Below are 14,192 nucleotides of genomic sequence, written 5' to 3' on the forward strand. Positions count from 1 at the left end.
CAGCGCCATTTTATGGGTGGTGATGATTATGCTTTTACAAAGCTATCCCAATCATATTCACCAGACTGGGTAATCAGTTTCATGGTCAACTGATCATTAGCACGTAAAGCACCGACACCTGCGGGTGTACCCGTCATAATCACATCGCCTGCTTCCAGACTAAAACATTGATTGATCTCAACCAGTAATGCACCAATATCCCGAATCATGTCTTTGCTAAAACCATGCTGACGCTCAACGCCATTAATGGTGAAAATAAGTTCTAACTCCTGTAAGTCACCCACTTCATCCGCTTCGATCCAGTCCGCCAAAAGACAGGCACCATCAAATGCTTTGGCACGTTCCCATGGTTCGCCTTTGGCTTTTAAATCCCCTTGCAAATCACGCAAGGTTAAATCTAGCCCTAAGGTCACTGCACCGATCGCTTCTAAAGCTTTGGCAGGATCAGTTTCCAGGGATAGAGGATGGGTGATTTTTAAACAGATTTCACATTCATAATGACACTCACCTAAAGCCTGATTCCAGCTAATTCCTTGCGATAAAGGACTCAAACTGCTGGGTGGCTTAATAAATAAGATCGCACGATCAGGAATAGGGTTACCTAATTCTTTCGCATGTTCAGCATAATTTCGGCCTACACACACAATTTTTGAAGGACGTGTACTCATGAATGTTCCTTGTTCTTTGAACCGCTGATAAGTTTACTTTTTAAAACTATTTTCAAATTTTGTTTGATCTGCTGAATTTTCAAATGCACGCTTCGGTACAATGATGACCGTATGACTTTTCAGTTCCAGCATATAGGTCAGCTTGCCAATTGCAAAGGATTGTACCTCGGCATATTGGGCTCTCTGGGTTTTTCCTGTTGAATATAGCTCAAAGTGATCCTGATATAAATCAACACCCTGTTCACTTTTCCCAAATTGATAACGTACAAACTGGCGCTTGAACAACATCGGCAATAACCAGTAGCGCATCACACCCTGCATAAGCAAGAAAAAAGCACCCAGCGCAACATAATAACGCCCTACCCCAGAGAAGCCTAAATAAACGCCCCACAGGATAATGGCAATACTAATCACGGGAGTCAGAAAACGACTAAACGTCTTTTTACCAAAAGTGACCAGAGCAAAACCATCTTGTGATTCTTCCAGATTCAGATAATAGCGCACAGAGACTGTTGGACGTTGTTCAGACATTTTTAAATTTCTAACATTTGAAAAAACTGACCTATTAGAACATAAATGCTTCGCGGGGAAATCACATTTATGGCGTTTTGATACAAAATTTAAATGTGATATTTTCTGTTTTTTGATTCGCCCTTTTATCAATTCTATTTTTAGAAGTATTTATTAATACGAGAATTATTTAGATGCACCAGCTTTTCAGATCTTTATTCCTTATTTTAGGTATTGTGCTTGCCCTCACAGCCTGTAGCCAACAAGCTTTCTTCGACAAAATCGTGCCCCAAGAAGAAAATACCTTTGCTCAAGAGATGTTTACCCAGCTCAGCCAAAAGAATTATGTAGCTGTTGAAAAGCACCTAAGCCCTGAGTTACAAGATGAGTCGACACGCACAACGTTAGTTAAAATGGCCGCTTTTTTCCCTAAGGAAACCGTTAAAGAAGTCAACTTAATCCACGCCCAGAAATCGCTATTTAAAGATGATGTCACTTATCACTTAATATTTGAATATGAATATTCTGATCAATGGTTGATTAATAAAATCTCCTTACGTCAACATGACAATACCATTAGTATTATCGGCATGCATACGGAACCAGTTGATCACGCCCTGAGTAAAGTTAATGAATTTACATTTAATGACAAAGGATTTATACATTATCTCACCTTTATTCTGGCCATTTTTATTCCCCTCTTCATTATTTATGTATTTATCTTATGTATCAGAACACCAATGCAAAAACGTAAATGGTTGTGGCTGATTTTTATCAGTTTAGGTTTTATTAAGTTTTCACTGAACTGGACTAGTGGTAGTTATGCAATTCAGCCAATTAGCTTTTTACTATTAGGTGCGGGTTATTTCCAAGACAATTTGTACAGTCCAATCATTTTACAAATCTCTTTACCGTTGGGTGCAATTCTGTTTCTTTATCGACGTCATAGCCTGACAACTAAAGATTAAATATCATCAATCCCACTCAAACTGACACTTGAGTGGGTTTTACACAACACGACTATTTTTTAACGCTAAAACATCTTATTAATAATCGGCAGGGATATCCTCAGTCATGAGGTATTAAACCCTGTCCACCAAATCACAAATAAAAATCAAAGGAATGTGATGCGTTATTTGAATGGTCTACTTGTCTCTTATATTTTTCTAGGCATCCCACAAAGTTGTTTTGCACAGATTCTGTCATGGAATGACAATATTCCCAGTGCCTTACAACCATTTCAGAACAATCCACAAACATTGGCAAGCTATACCCAAAACAATATTTTTATCTTTGGACATCCTGTAACAAAAACTGCGGTGCCGACCTTAAAAACCAATCCTCAGCCCAGTGTGAGTTTCAATTCTGCCGCGATTATTGTGCCTGTCAATGCCCAACAGGTCGCCAAAACCCTGACTGATTTTAGTCAATATGTCGGTTTATTTCCCACCTTGAAAACTGCTAAAACACTGCAACAGTCAGGTAATATTGTGCAGATGAAATATCGGGTCTCAATTCCGACACCCATTCCTGTATTGAATTTCAATGAAGATGTCACCTTACAGCATCAGATCAAATCCAATAGTATTTCCAGCTTGGTGATTGATGCGCCTATTCCCTACGGCGTAGGCAAATTTGAATGGTTTGCATTGGACGAGCACCATACCTTAATTACCTTGACTCAATGGGGCGATTTAAATCAACCGAAGGGCTTCATTTTTAAGAAAATTCTGAATGCCATTCCCGAAGCTAAGTTAGGTGTACCAAGTAGCAGCAATGCCTTTGTTTTGGAAGCCTTACGCAACCGCTTTAACAAGCAGATGGTCACGCCATTAAATGCAGGACAACTTCCGACCCCACAATTAAATCCAGCTCAACTCGCCAAAATCAGCCAGTTAATTCAGACTACGCAACAACCAGTAAGCTTTATTCATGCACCCACCAGTGTCCTTTACACGCATGGGCGGGAAGCCATGCGTTTTACCACCACCTATCAATTTTATAAACAGTCACCGCAGCAACTGCAAAAATGGTTAACACCCGCGGCCTATCAGGAATTGTTTCCTCGCCAGATTAAAAAAGTCATCACTACACCGATTCAGAATCAGGGGCAAGATGCTGATATTCAGGTCAATGTGGCCCTTGGCGTTATCAATATCCCCTTCGCTTTTAAATTACGTTTTAATTATCCAGAAGCGACTAAAAGTAGTTTTTATGCCAATGGTGGAGATTTAAGATTTATTAAAGGTGAGATGCGATTTACTGAGATGAATCAAGGCACTTTATTTAAAATGACCAGCAGTATGAAAGTCGATAAAAAAGCCCCGTTTTTATTAAGAGCAATGCGAAGCCTGCCTTATCATGAGGTTCTACCTGCCGTTGGAGGTAATGCTGTCTTTGTTCAGAAACTCAAGGCAAAAATTTGAGGCACAAAAAAACCGCATTTAAGCGGTTTCTTTTTTCAAATTGGTGCGCTCAGAGAGATTCGAACTCCCGACCCCTTAGTTCGTAGCCAAGTGCTCTATCCAGCTGAGCTATGAGCGCATATTTGATGGAGGGCATTATACGCACTTTTTAGTAAAAGATAAGTCCTTTTTCCAAAGTTATCGATCAACTGGCTATAGATTCAGCACATGATCCAGATACGAGCAATGTAGCAGAGCCCGATTGACTAAAAAATAGTGTTATTCACCGCGATCATTAAAAATATCATCATGGGCCAATTCAAATCAGTACCTAAAAAGAACTTTAAATAGATTAGTTATTAAAATTCAATTAACTAATTAATTTTTCGATACATCATCATAAATGACTCTGTAATTTTTATAAATAATCTATAATTTCATAATATTAATAACAATTAAAATCCAGACTTTAAAATCAAATTCCAATTCTTTGTTTTATATCAATTTTATAATCCATTAAAAATATGATACATACTGCAATATTGACATTAAAGCGTTAATCAACCAATACTAATTGGTATATTATGAGACAGGAGTCACATAATTATTAAGCTAAATAAAACAAAACTTTAATAATTATAGGTATATCGACATGTTATTTAAAAATATTTTATCACCAATTACGGGTATTCTCTCGCTTTCGAGTAGTAATAGCCAAGCAACGGCGCCAGTTCCTGTTAACACTGTATCGACAACAAATCATGTTCAGGTCGAAGATACCACCATCACCAATAATAGTAATGGTTCAGGTGATGGTTTATTAGGCGGTGTTATCACAGGCAATGGTCATCAAAATTACGGTGTTGGGGTTGGTAACGCCCAAGATCTTAATTTTCCTTTCCCTTTTACGACAGCTTTTCATTCATTAGGCAATTCATTCCCTTGGCTTGGAGGTACGTCATCTGTAAATACGGCGACGACAACATCTTCGACTCACGTCCAAGACAATGACATTATCAATAATAGCAATACTGGCGCAGGTGCCGGGAATGGCAGCAATGGCGGTTTGTTAAGTGGTATCGCTTCTGGAAACGGCGACCATAATTATGGCGTTGGGAATGGCAACGGAGATGATACCAATCTTACGACACCTGTTACAGTGCCATTCGAAGCATTAGGTAATTCTGTTGCAGCGCTTGGTAATGGCGATCTGGAGTCAGTTAATACAACACCAACCAGCTCAACTACACTCATTGAAGACAATGACACCACCAATAATAGCAATACTGGCACTGGTGCTGGGAACGGCAATGGTGGGGGCTTACTGAATGGTGTGGCAGCAGGAAATGGCGAACATAATTATGGCATTGGTAATGGAAACGGTGATGATGCCACAGTCACGATTCCATGGACGACACCTGTTCAAGCGGTAGGTAATTCGATTGCTGGCTTGGGCGGTGGTGATGTGAATTCTATAAATACCGCACCGACCTCCTCCTCTACCCACATTCAAGATAATGACACTATCAATAACAGCAATACAGGTACTGGTGCTGCGGGCAACGGCAGTGGTGGTGGCTGGTTAAATGGTGTCGGTGCTGGAAATGGTGAACAGAACTATGGCATTGGCAATGGTAACGGTGATGATGCCAGTATCACGACACCCGTCACAGCACCATTTCAGGTACTCGGCAATTCAGTTGCAGGTCTTAGTAGCGGTGATGTGAACTCCGTCAATACAGCCCCAACTTCAGCGTCCAATGTGATTCAAGACAACGACACAACTGACAACAGCAATCAAGGTGCAGGTGTCGGAGGCTCAGGTAATGGCTTGGGTGGCTTACTCAACGGCATTAGTGCAGGCAATGATGAACATAATTACGGAATTGGCAATGGCAACGGTGACGATGCCAGCGTAACCGTACCGTGGACTACGCCAGTGCATGTACTCGGCAATTCATTTGCAGGTTTAGGCGATGGCGATGTGAACTCGACCAATACCGCACCAACCACCACGTCCAACATTATTCAGGACAATGACACAACGGATAACAGCAATAGTGGAACAGGCCTAGGTGGCGTCGGAAATGGTGTTGGTGGCTGGGGCAATGGTCCTGCCGCAGGCAATGGCGAACAAAACTATGGTATCGGGAATGGCAATGGAGATGATGTCGATATTACTGTGCCTTGGACTACACCATTGAATGTACTCGGCAACTCTGTTGGCGGTGGTGGCAATAACTCATCTACCAATTCAGCACCAACCACCACACTGAACCATGTTCAGGACAATGACAGCACTGATAATAGCAATAGTGGGACAGGTACGGGCGGCACTGGCAATGGTCTGGGTGGCTTACTCAATGGTATCAGCGCTGGCAATGGTGAACACAACTACGGCATCGGCAATGGTAACGGTGATGACGCTGACTGGACTTCTCCAGTTGTGAGTCCAATCAATGCCATGGGGAATAATGTTTCATGGTTCGGAAGCAATGATCCAGCTCATACAGGCAATACCTCGGTCAACAATGGATCAACCAATACCACCAACATCGTAGAAGACAATGATCATATCGACCATAGCAATAGTGGCGCAGGCGCTGCTGGCAATGGAATCGGGGGCCTACTGAGCGGTATTGGTGCAGGCAATGGTGAGCAAAACTATGGTATCGGTAATGGCAATGGTGACGATGTAGGTATCACCACACCCATCACGACGCCAATCAATGGCCTAGGCAATGAGTTCTCATTCTTTGGTGATGCCAATAACTCATCTCATAACAATGCTTCGACCACCACCACCAATATTGTTCGTGACAATGACACGACAGACAATAGCAACAGCGGCGGCACAGGTGTAGGTAGTGGGTCTGGCAATGGTATCGGTGGTCTACTCAATGGTGTCGGTGCAGGCAATGGCGAACATAATTACGGTATTGGCAACGGTAATGGTGATGACGTTGGTGTGGTTATGCCAATCACCACCCCACTCAGCGGCTTGGGTAACTCGTTCTCTGTCTTTGGAGACTCAACCACAAGCTCAGTCAATAACTCATCGACCACAACCGTCAATCATTATGAAGACAACGACACCACCGACAATAGCAACAGCGGCACTGGCCTGACTGATGGCTCGGCTGGCAATGGCGTTGGCGGTTGGGGTAATGGCCCTGCATCAGGGAATGGCGACCATAACTTTGGTATTGGCAATGGTATCGGCAATGATTCTAGTGTCGTTGCACCCATCACAACGCCAATCAGCGGTTCGGGTAATGCCTTCTCCCTCTTTGGCAATGCCACTTCAAACTCAGTCAACGACTCCTCAACCAAAACCACAAACTACTTCCAGGACAATGACAGCATTAATAATGGCAACAGCAGTAGCGGTGTTGGCGGTACGGCAGGTAATGGCGTTGGTGGTGGCTTATTAAATGGTGTCGGTGCAGGTAACGGCGAGCACAACTACGGTATTGGTAATGGTATTGCTGATGATGCCAGTGTGGTTGCTCCTATTACCACACCAATTAACGCATCGGGTAATGCCTTCTCTCTCTTTGGTAATGCCACTTCAAACTCAGTGAATAATTCTTCGACCACAACCAATAACTACTTCCAGGATAACGATACAACCAATAACAGTAATAGCGGTGGTAACGGTACTGGCAGCGGTTCAGGCAATGGCACAGGAGGCGGATTATTAAATGGTGTTGCCGCAGGTAATGGCGAACACAACTACGGTATTGGCAATGGTATTGCCGATGATGCGAGTGTCGTGATCCCGATTACGACCCCAATCAATGCATCGGGTAATGCTTTCTCGATCTTTGGTAACGCAACAGCCAACTCAACCAATAATTCCTCAACCACAACCAATAACTATGTTCAGGACAATGACTCCACCAATAATAGTAATAGTGGCGGCAATGGCGTAGGTGGCGGTTCAGGCGGCTTGCTTGGTTTGGGCGGTTTACTCAACGGTTTTGCAGCAGGTAATGGTGAACATAACTATGGCATCGGTAATGGTATTGCAGACAATGCCAGCATCGTCGCCCCGATTGCCATTCCGATTAACCTCTCAGGTAATGCAATCTCTTTATTTGGTAGTGCAACTGCCAACTCTCACAATAATTCATCGACCACAACCAACAACTATGTTCAGGACAATGACAGCACCAACAATGGGAATGGTACAGGCAACGGCGGTAGTGGTAATGGCTCAGGCGGCTTGCTCGGCGGTATTGGCGCAGGCAATGGTGAGCATAATTACGGTATTGGCAATGGTATTGGTGATGATGCCAGTATCGTGACACCGATTACGATTCCAATTAACTTCTCAGGCAATGCTATCTCGGTACTCGACCTCAGCGGTTTAAATGGTGAAGGTGAATTTAATCCACTAAGCCCTGTAACCAACATTATTCATATTGTGGCGGGTGATGGCGAAGGCGGTACAGGCCTACTCGGTACGGTGACTGGGGTTGTTGGAGGCGTCACTGGTGGTATTGGTGGTGAAGGCGGGCCTCTTGGCGCAATCACTGGCATCATCGGTGGAATCACTGGCGGTATCGGCGGTGGTGAAGGTGGTCCTCTTGGTGCAATTACTGGAATTATCGGTGGTATTACTGGCGGTATCGGCGGTGGTGAAGGCGGGCCTTTAGGCTCACTCACTGACATCATCGGCGGCATTACGGGTGGCATCAGTGGTGGTGAAGGCGGGCCTTTAGGTGCAATTACTGGAATCATCGGCGGCATTACTGGCGGTATCGGCGGTGGTGAAGGCGGGCCTTTAGGTTCGATCACGGACATCATTGGTGGCATTACGGGTGGCATCGGTGGTGGCGAAGGTGGGCCTTTAGGTGCAATTACTGGAATCATTGGCGGCATTACGGGCGGTGACTTAGGTAACAATCCAGTTACCGGTGTGATTCAAACTGGTATTGATGTACTGCAAGGTGTTGAAAGCCTGAAAACAGATATTATCAACACCGGTATTAGCACGGTCGGTGGTGCAATTGGTAGCGTACTTCCGGGTGTTCATCCTGTTACGGATCTGACCAATCTCGGTACCCTCACCTTTGAAACTTCTCGCGATACTGTAAACGGTACACTTGAAGCCATTTCTGATTTAGCCGGCGCTGATATTGGTGGTGCTGCGGGTGCTCTTACTGGCGTTGTCGGTACACTAATTACCAATGGTTCAACGGCTTCTGGTCTGGTTCAACATGCAGTGGGTGACCTCACTGATGTCGGTGGCTTGCTTGGTGGTATCACAGGCGGTATTGGTGGCGGTGAAGGCGGGCCTCTTGGCGCAATCACTGGCATCATCGGTGGAATCACTGGCGGTATCGGCGGCGGTGAAGGTGGCCCTCTTGGCGCAATTACTGGCATCATCGGTGGCATTACAGGCGGTATCGGCGGCGGTGAAGGTGGTCCAATAGGTTCGATCACTGACATTATCGGTGGAATCACTGGCGGTATCGGTGGTGGTGACGGCGGTCCTCTTGGTGCGATCACTGGAATCATCGGCGGTATTACTGGTGGTATCGGCGGTGGCGAAGGTGGTCCTTTAGGCTCAATCACTGACATTATCGGAGGAATCACTGGCGGCATCGGCGGTGGCGAAGGTGGTCCTTTAGGCTCAATTACTGACATCATTGGTGGCATTACTGGTGGTATCGGCGGCGGTGAAGGTGGTCCTTTAGGTTCGATCACTGACATTATCGGCGGCATTACTGGTGGTATCGGTGGTGGCGAAGGTGGGCCTTTAGGCTCAATCACTGACATCATTGGTGGCATTACCGGTGGTATCGGCGGCGGTGACGTGATTTCTGGAGTCGCTCAACCGATTCAAATTGTGGTTGGCAGTGGTAGCTTAACTCTCGATCTTCTACAAGACAGTTTGGGTAGCCTATCAAATGGCAATCTATTCGATGGCATTAGCAACCTTGTTCATGTCAATAATGAAGATGGTAGTGTTGATAACATCTTAACTGCGATTACTGGCACAGTTTCATCAAATTCAGGTATTGCTGTAGGTGAGCCAAATCCAAATGGCGGCTCTTTAACAGATATTATTTCAATCACCTCACCATTATCAGGCTTAACCGATCACCTCTTCGGTTCTGTTCATCACTTTTAATCTTTAACTTTTAGAAAAGCTGCTGAGGTCAGTGGCTTTTCTATTCCCTTAGACCACAATTTCAATCTACTTAAGCAAGAATCTTAGTTTTCATTAATAAGTTTTTTTTAACAACACCTTGCTGACCTGTAAAAAGATCATCATTTTTTACTTGATTTTTATTTTAATAAAACTTACCAAACAATATTAATACTATGATTTTTATCTATTTTTTAAACATACTATTTTAGGCGAAATATTTATTTTCAAATGAGTAACAAATTTTATAAATTTTCCCATTTCTGCCTAAAAAAGGAGCGCTTTTGAGTGAAAAATTCATTTTAATTGACTGATAAATTTGATTATATTTTATTCTAATGAGTTTATCGCCCTTTTTATAATAAAATACATATGTAGATTTAATAGAATGTTTTATGCAAAAAAATAAATATTATTCAGCAACTTAAACTCAAATTTAACAATCCAGATCAATACCGTTACAGATTGACAAAATAACTGCCGCATATAACACTAAAATAGATTAATGTGACTTTAATCACAAAATAATCATAGCAATTTAATAACTACTTAGAACAACACAACTTTAAAAATATAGGTATCGTTATGCTTTTTAAAAGTCTTCTATCACCCATTAAAAGCATTACTTCGAGTTTAGTCGATAGTAATAGCTCAACATCACATGTTGGCGGTTCACTCCTTGCTCCCCTGTCACTCTCTACCATTACCAATATCGTTTCAACAAATACACTCACGAATACTGTTAGCAGTATTACTGGCGGAGCAGCCAACAATCCTCTTGGGGCAGTTACAAACATTCTTGGTAGTGTGACAGGTGGGACAAGTGGTAGTCCTCTTGATTCTGTCACGCATATTATTGGAGGAGTTACAGGTGGCGCTGCGGGCAATCCACTGGGCGCAGTTACCGGAATCATCGGTGGTATCACAGGTGGAACTGACGGTGGCCCATTAGGTGCCGTCACAAATATTATTGGTGGTATCACTGGCGGGGCTGGTGGCAATCCACTCGGTGCAGTAACAGGCATTATCGGTGGTATTACAGGTGGTACAGAAGGCGGCCCACTTGGCGCGGTCACTAATATTATTGGTGGCATTACAGGCGGTGATTTAGGCAATAATCCTGTCACAGGTGTAATCCAAACTGGTATTGATGTTCTTCAAGGGCTTGAAAGCTTAAAAACTGAAGTGATCAATACAGGTATTGATACGGTTGCAAATACAATTATTGGTGCAGTTCATCAATCTGAACATCCAATTGGTGATCTTGCAGATTTGGGAACGCTTACATTTGAAACCTCTCGCGACACTGTAAATGGCACACTTGAAGCCATTTCTGATTTAGCAGGCGCAGATATTGGTGGTGCTGCAAGTTCTCTTACTGGCGTTGTCGGGACACTGATCACCAATGGTTCAACAGCTTCTGGTCTGGTTCAGCATATTGCTGGTGATCTTACCAACGCAGGCGGAATCATCGGTGGTGGTGACGGCGGTCCTCTTGGTGCGATCACAGGTATCATTGGTGGTATTACTGGCGGTATCGGCGGCGGTGAAGGCGGTCCTTTAGGTGCAATTACTGGAATTATCGGTGGCATTACTGGTGGTATCGGTGGTGGTGAAGGTGGCCCATTAGGTTCGATCACTGACATTATCGGTGGAATCACTGGCGGTATTGGCGGTGGCGAAGGCGGTCCTTTAGGTGCAATTACTGGAATCATCGGCGGAATCACTGGAGGTATTGGCGGTGGTGAAGGTGGCCCTCTTGGTGCAATCACTGGAATCATTGGTGGCATTACGGGTGGTATTGGCGGCGGCGAAGGTGGTCCTCTTGGCGCGATCACTGGAATCATCGGTGGAATCACTGGTGGTGATCTAGGCAACAATCCTGTCACTGGCGTGATTCAAACTGGTATTGATGTACTGCAAGGTGTCGAAAGCCTGAAAACAGATATTATCAACACAGGTATTAGCACGGTCGGTGGTGCAATTGGTAGCGTACTTCCAGGCGTTCATCCAGTTACTGACTTGACTAATCTTGGAACCCTCACCTTTGAAACTTCTCGCGATACTGTAAACGGTACACTTGAAGCCATTTCTGATTTAGCAGGCGCTGATATTGGCGGTGCTGCGGGTTCTCTTACTGGCGTTGTAGGTACACTAATTACCAATGGTTCAACGGCTTCTGGTCTGGTTCAACATGTAGTTGGTGACCTCACTGATGTTGGTGGCTTGCTTGGTGGTATCACAGGCGGTATTGGTGGTGGTGAAGGTGGTCCTCTTGGTGCAATCACTGGAATCATTGGTGGCATTACTGGCGGTATCGGCGGCGGTGAAGGCGGTCCTTTAGGTGCAATTACTGGAATTATCGGTGGCATTACTGGTGGAATCACTGGTGGCATCGGTGGTGGTGAAGGTGGACCTTTAGGTGCAATTACTGGAATTATCGACAGCATTACTGGCGGTATCGGTGGTGGCGAAGGTGGCCCTCTTGGTGCAATCACTGGAATCATTGGTGGTATCACAGGCGGTGACCTTGGTAACAATCCTGTCACTGGCGTAATTCAGACTGGTATTGATGTACTGCAAGGTGTTGAAAGCCTGAAAACAGATATTATTAACACAGGTATTAGCACTGTAGGCGGTGCAATTGGTAGCGTACTTCCGGGTGTTCATCCAGTTACCGACCTGACCAATCTCGGTACCCTCACCTTTGAAACTTCTCGCGATACTGTAAACGGTACACTTGAAGCCATCTCTGATTTAGCAGGCGCTGATATTGGCGGTGCTGCGGGTTCTCTTACTGGCGTTGTCGGTACACTAATTACCAATGGTTCAACGGCTTCTGGTCTGGTTCAACATGCAGTGGGTGACCTCACTGATGTCGGTGGCTTGCTTGGTGGTATCACAGGCGGTATTGGTGGCGGTGAAGGCGGTCCTCTTGGCGCGATCACAGGTATCATCGGTGGTATTACTGGCGGTATCGGCGGCGGTGAAGGTGGTCCTTTAGGCTCAATCACTGACATTATCGGCGGCATTACAGGTGGTATCGGCGGCGGGGAAGGCGGTCCTTTAGGTTTGATCACTGACATTATCGGAGGAATCACTGGCGGCATCGGCGGTGGCGAAGGTGGTCCTCTTGGTGCAATCACTGGAATCATTGGTGGTATTACTGGTGGTATCGGTGGTGGTGAAGGTGGCCCTCTTGGTGCAATCACTGGAATCATCGGTGGTATCACAGGCGGTGACCTTGGTAACAATCCAGTTACAGGCGTAATTCAGACTGGTATTGATGTACTGCAAGGCGTTGAAAGCCTGAAAACAGATATTATCAACACAGGCATTAGCACGGTCGGTGGTGCAATTGGTAGCGTACTTCCGGGTGTTCATCCTGTTACGGATCTGACCAATCTCGGTACCCTCACCTTTGAAACTTCTCGCGATACTGTAAACGGTACACTTGAAGCTATTTCTGATTTAGCAGGCGCTGATATTGGCGGTGCTGTAGGCTCTCTTACTGGCGTTATCGGTACACTAATCACCAATGGTTCAACAGCTTCTGGTCTGGTTCAACATGCAGTGGGTGACCTCACTGATGTTGGTGGCTTGCTTGGTGGTATCACAGGCGGTATTGGTGGCGGTGACGGCGGTCCTTTAGGTTCGATCACTGACATTATCGGAGGAATCACTGGCGGCATCGGCGGTGGCGAAGGCGGTCCTTTAGGTTCTATCACTGACATTATTGGTGGAATCACTGGTGGTATCGGCGGTGGTGAAGGCGGTCCTTTAGGCTCAATTACTGACATCATCGGTGGCATTACAGGTGGCATCGGTGGTGGCGAAGGTGGCCCTTTAGGCTCAATCACTGACATTATCGGTGGTATTACTGGTGGTATCGGCGGTGGTGAAGGCGGTCCTTTAGGTTCGATCACTGACATTATCGGCGGCATTACTGGCGGTATCGGCGGCGGTGAAGGCGGTCCTTTAGGCTCAATCACTGACATTATCGGCAGTATTACTGGCGGTATTGGCGGCGGCGTAAATAGCGGAGATATTATTTCTGGTATCGCTCAACCAATCCAGACCGTGATTAGTAGCGGAAATGTGGCTGTTGATACATTACAAGACCACGTGAGTACCCTCTTCGGTGATGGCTCGCTTGATAGCCTCAATAATCTCATTAGTATCAGTGCTGGAAATGGCGACTACAATGTCCATGGTAGCGTGGATGGAATTTTAGATGCGATTACAGGAACAGTTTCATCAGGTTCAGGTATTGCGGTGGGTGAACCAAATCCAAATGGTGGTTCTTTAACCGACCTTGTATCGCTTCAATCTTCTTTAGGTAATTTAACTGATCATCTCTTCAGTTCAGTAAATCACTTCTAAACAAATCAATAAAAAAGCCGCTATTATTAGCGGCTTTTTTATTTTTTAATAATATAACCATTTACA

6 protein-coding genes and 1 tRNA gene are annotated in these 14,192 nt (G+C 44.9%); 4 read left to right on the forward strand and 3 right to left on the reverse strand.

The annotated features are described in order from the left end of the window. Positions 1–26: 26 nt before the first annotated feature. Both EC846_RS11535 and EC846_RS11540 read right to left on the reverse strand, forming a co-directional pair. Entirely contained in the window at positions 27–668 is a 642-nt protein-coding gene (locus EC846_RS11535; protein ID WP_123775257.1) for a fumarylacetoacetate hydrolase family protein, read from the reverse strand. Positions 669–701: 33 nt separating this feature from the next. Further along, positions 702–1,199, reverse strand: coding sequence for a YcxB family protein (locus tag EC846_RS11540; RefSeq protein ID WP_004775827.1), 498 nt, complete (start codon positions 1,197–1,199; stop codon positions 702–704). A gap of 173 nt (positions 1,200–1,372) precedes the next feature. Here EC846_RS11540 and EC846_RS11545 point away from each other — a divergent pair, with 173 nt between their 5' ends. Next, complete coding sequence (locus EC846_RS11545) at positions 1,373–2,146, forward strand: hypothetical protein (RefSeq protein WP_123775258.1); 774 nt, start codon at positions 1,373–1,375, stop codon at positions 2,144–2,146. A gap of 159 nt (positions 2,147–2,305) precedes the next feature. After that, positions 2,306–3,604, forward strand: coding sequence for an SRPBCC family protein (locus EC846_RS11550; protein ID WP_123775259.1), 1,299 nt, complete (start codon positions 2,306–2,308; stop codon positions 3,602–3,604). A gap of 41 nt (positions 3,605–3,645) precedes the next feature. Here EC846_RS11550 and EC846_RS11555 read toward each other — a convergent pair. Next, positions 3,646–3,722, reverse strand: a tRNA-Arg gene (locus tag EC846_RS11555). Between the two features lie 513 nt (positions 3,723–4,235). Here EC846_RS11555 and EC846_RS11560 point away from each other — a divergent pair. Continuing rightward, on the forward strand, positions 4,236–9,725 hold the full coding sequence (locus EC846_RS11560; protein ID WP_123775260.1) for a beta strand repeat-containing protein: 5,490 nt from the start codon (positions 4,236–4,238) through the stop codon (positions 9,723–9,725). A gap of 603 nt (positions 9,726–10,328) precedes the next feature. Beyond that, complete coding sequence (locus EC846_RS18480; RefSeq protein ID WP_228200678.1) at positions 10,329–14,126, forward strand: beta strand repeat-containing protein; 3,798 nt, start codon at positions 10,329–10,331, stop codon at positions 14,124–14,126. Positions 14,127–14,192 lie beyond the last annotated feature (66 nt).

It is taken from the genome of Acinetobacter sp. BIGb0102, assembly GCF_003815055.1.
Lineage (GTDB): Bacteria > Pseudomonadota > Gammaproteobacteria > Pseudomonadales > Moraxellaceae > Acinetobacter > Acinetobacter vivianii.

Bases quoted from the DNA above. Each gene is read 5' to 3' on its own strand.
- EC846_RS11535 (WP_123775257.1), bottom strand. From the start codon at position 668: ATGAGTACACGTCCTTCAAAAATTGTGTGTGTAGGCCGAAATTATGCT.
- EC846_RS18480 (WP_228200678.1), top strand. From the start codon at position 10,329: ATGCTTTTTAAAAGTCTTCTATCACCCATTAAAAGCATTACTTCGAGT.
- EC846_RS11560 (WP_123775260.1), top strand. From the start codon at position 4,236: ATGTTATTTAAAAATATTTTATCACCAATTACGGGTATTCTCTCGCTT.
- EC846_RS11540 (WP_004775827.1), bottom strand. From the start codon at position 1,199: ATGTCTGAACAACGTCCAACAGTCTCTGTGCGCTATTATCTGAATCTG.
- EC846_RS11550 (WP_123775259.1), top strand. From the start codon at position 2,306: ATGCGTTATTTGAATGGTCTACTTGTCTCTTATATTTTTCTAGGCATC.
- EC846_RS11545 (WP_123775258.1), top strand. From the start codon at position 1,373: ATGCACCAGCTTTTCAGATCTTTATTCCTTATTTTAGGTATTGTGCTT.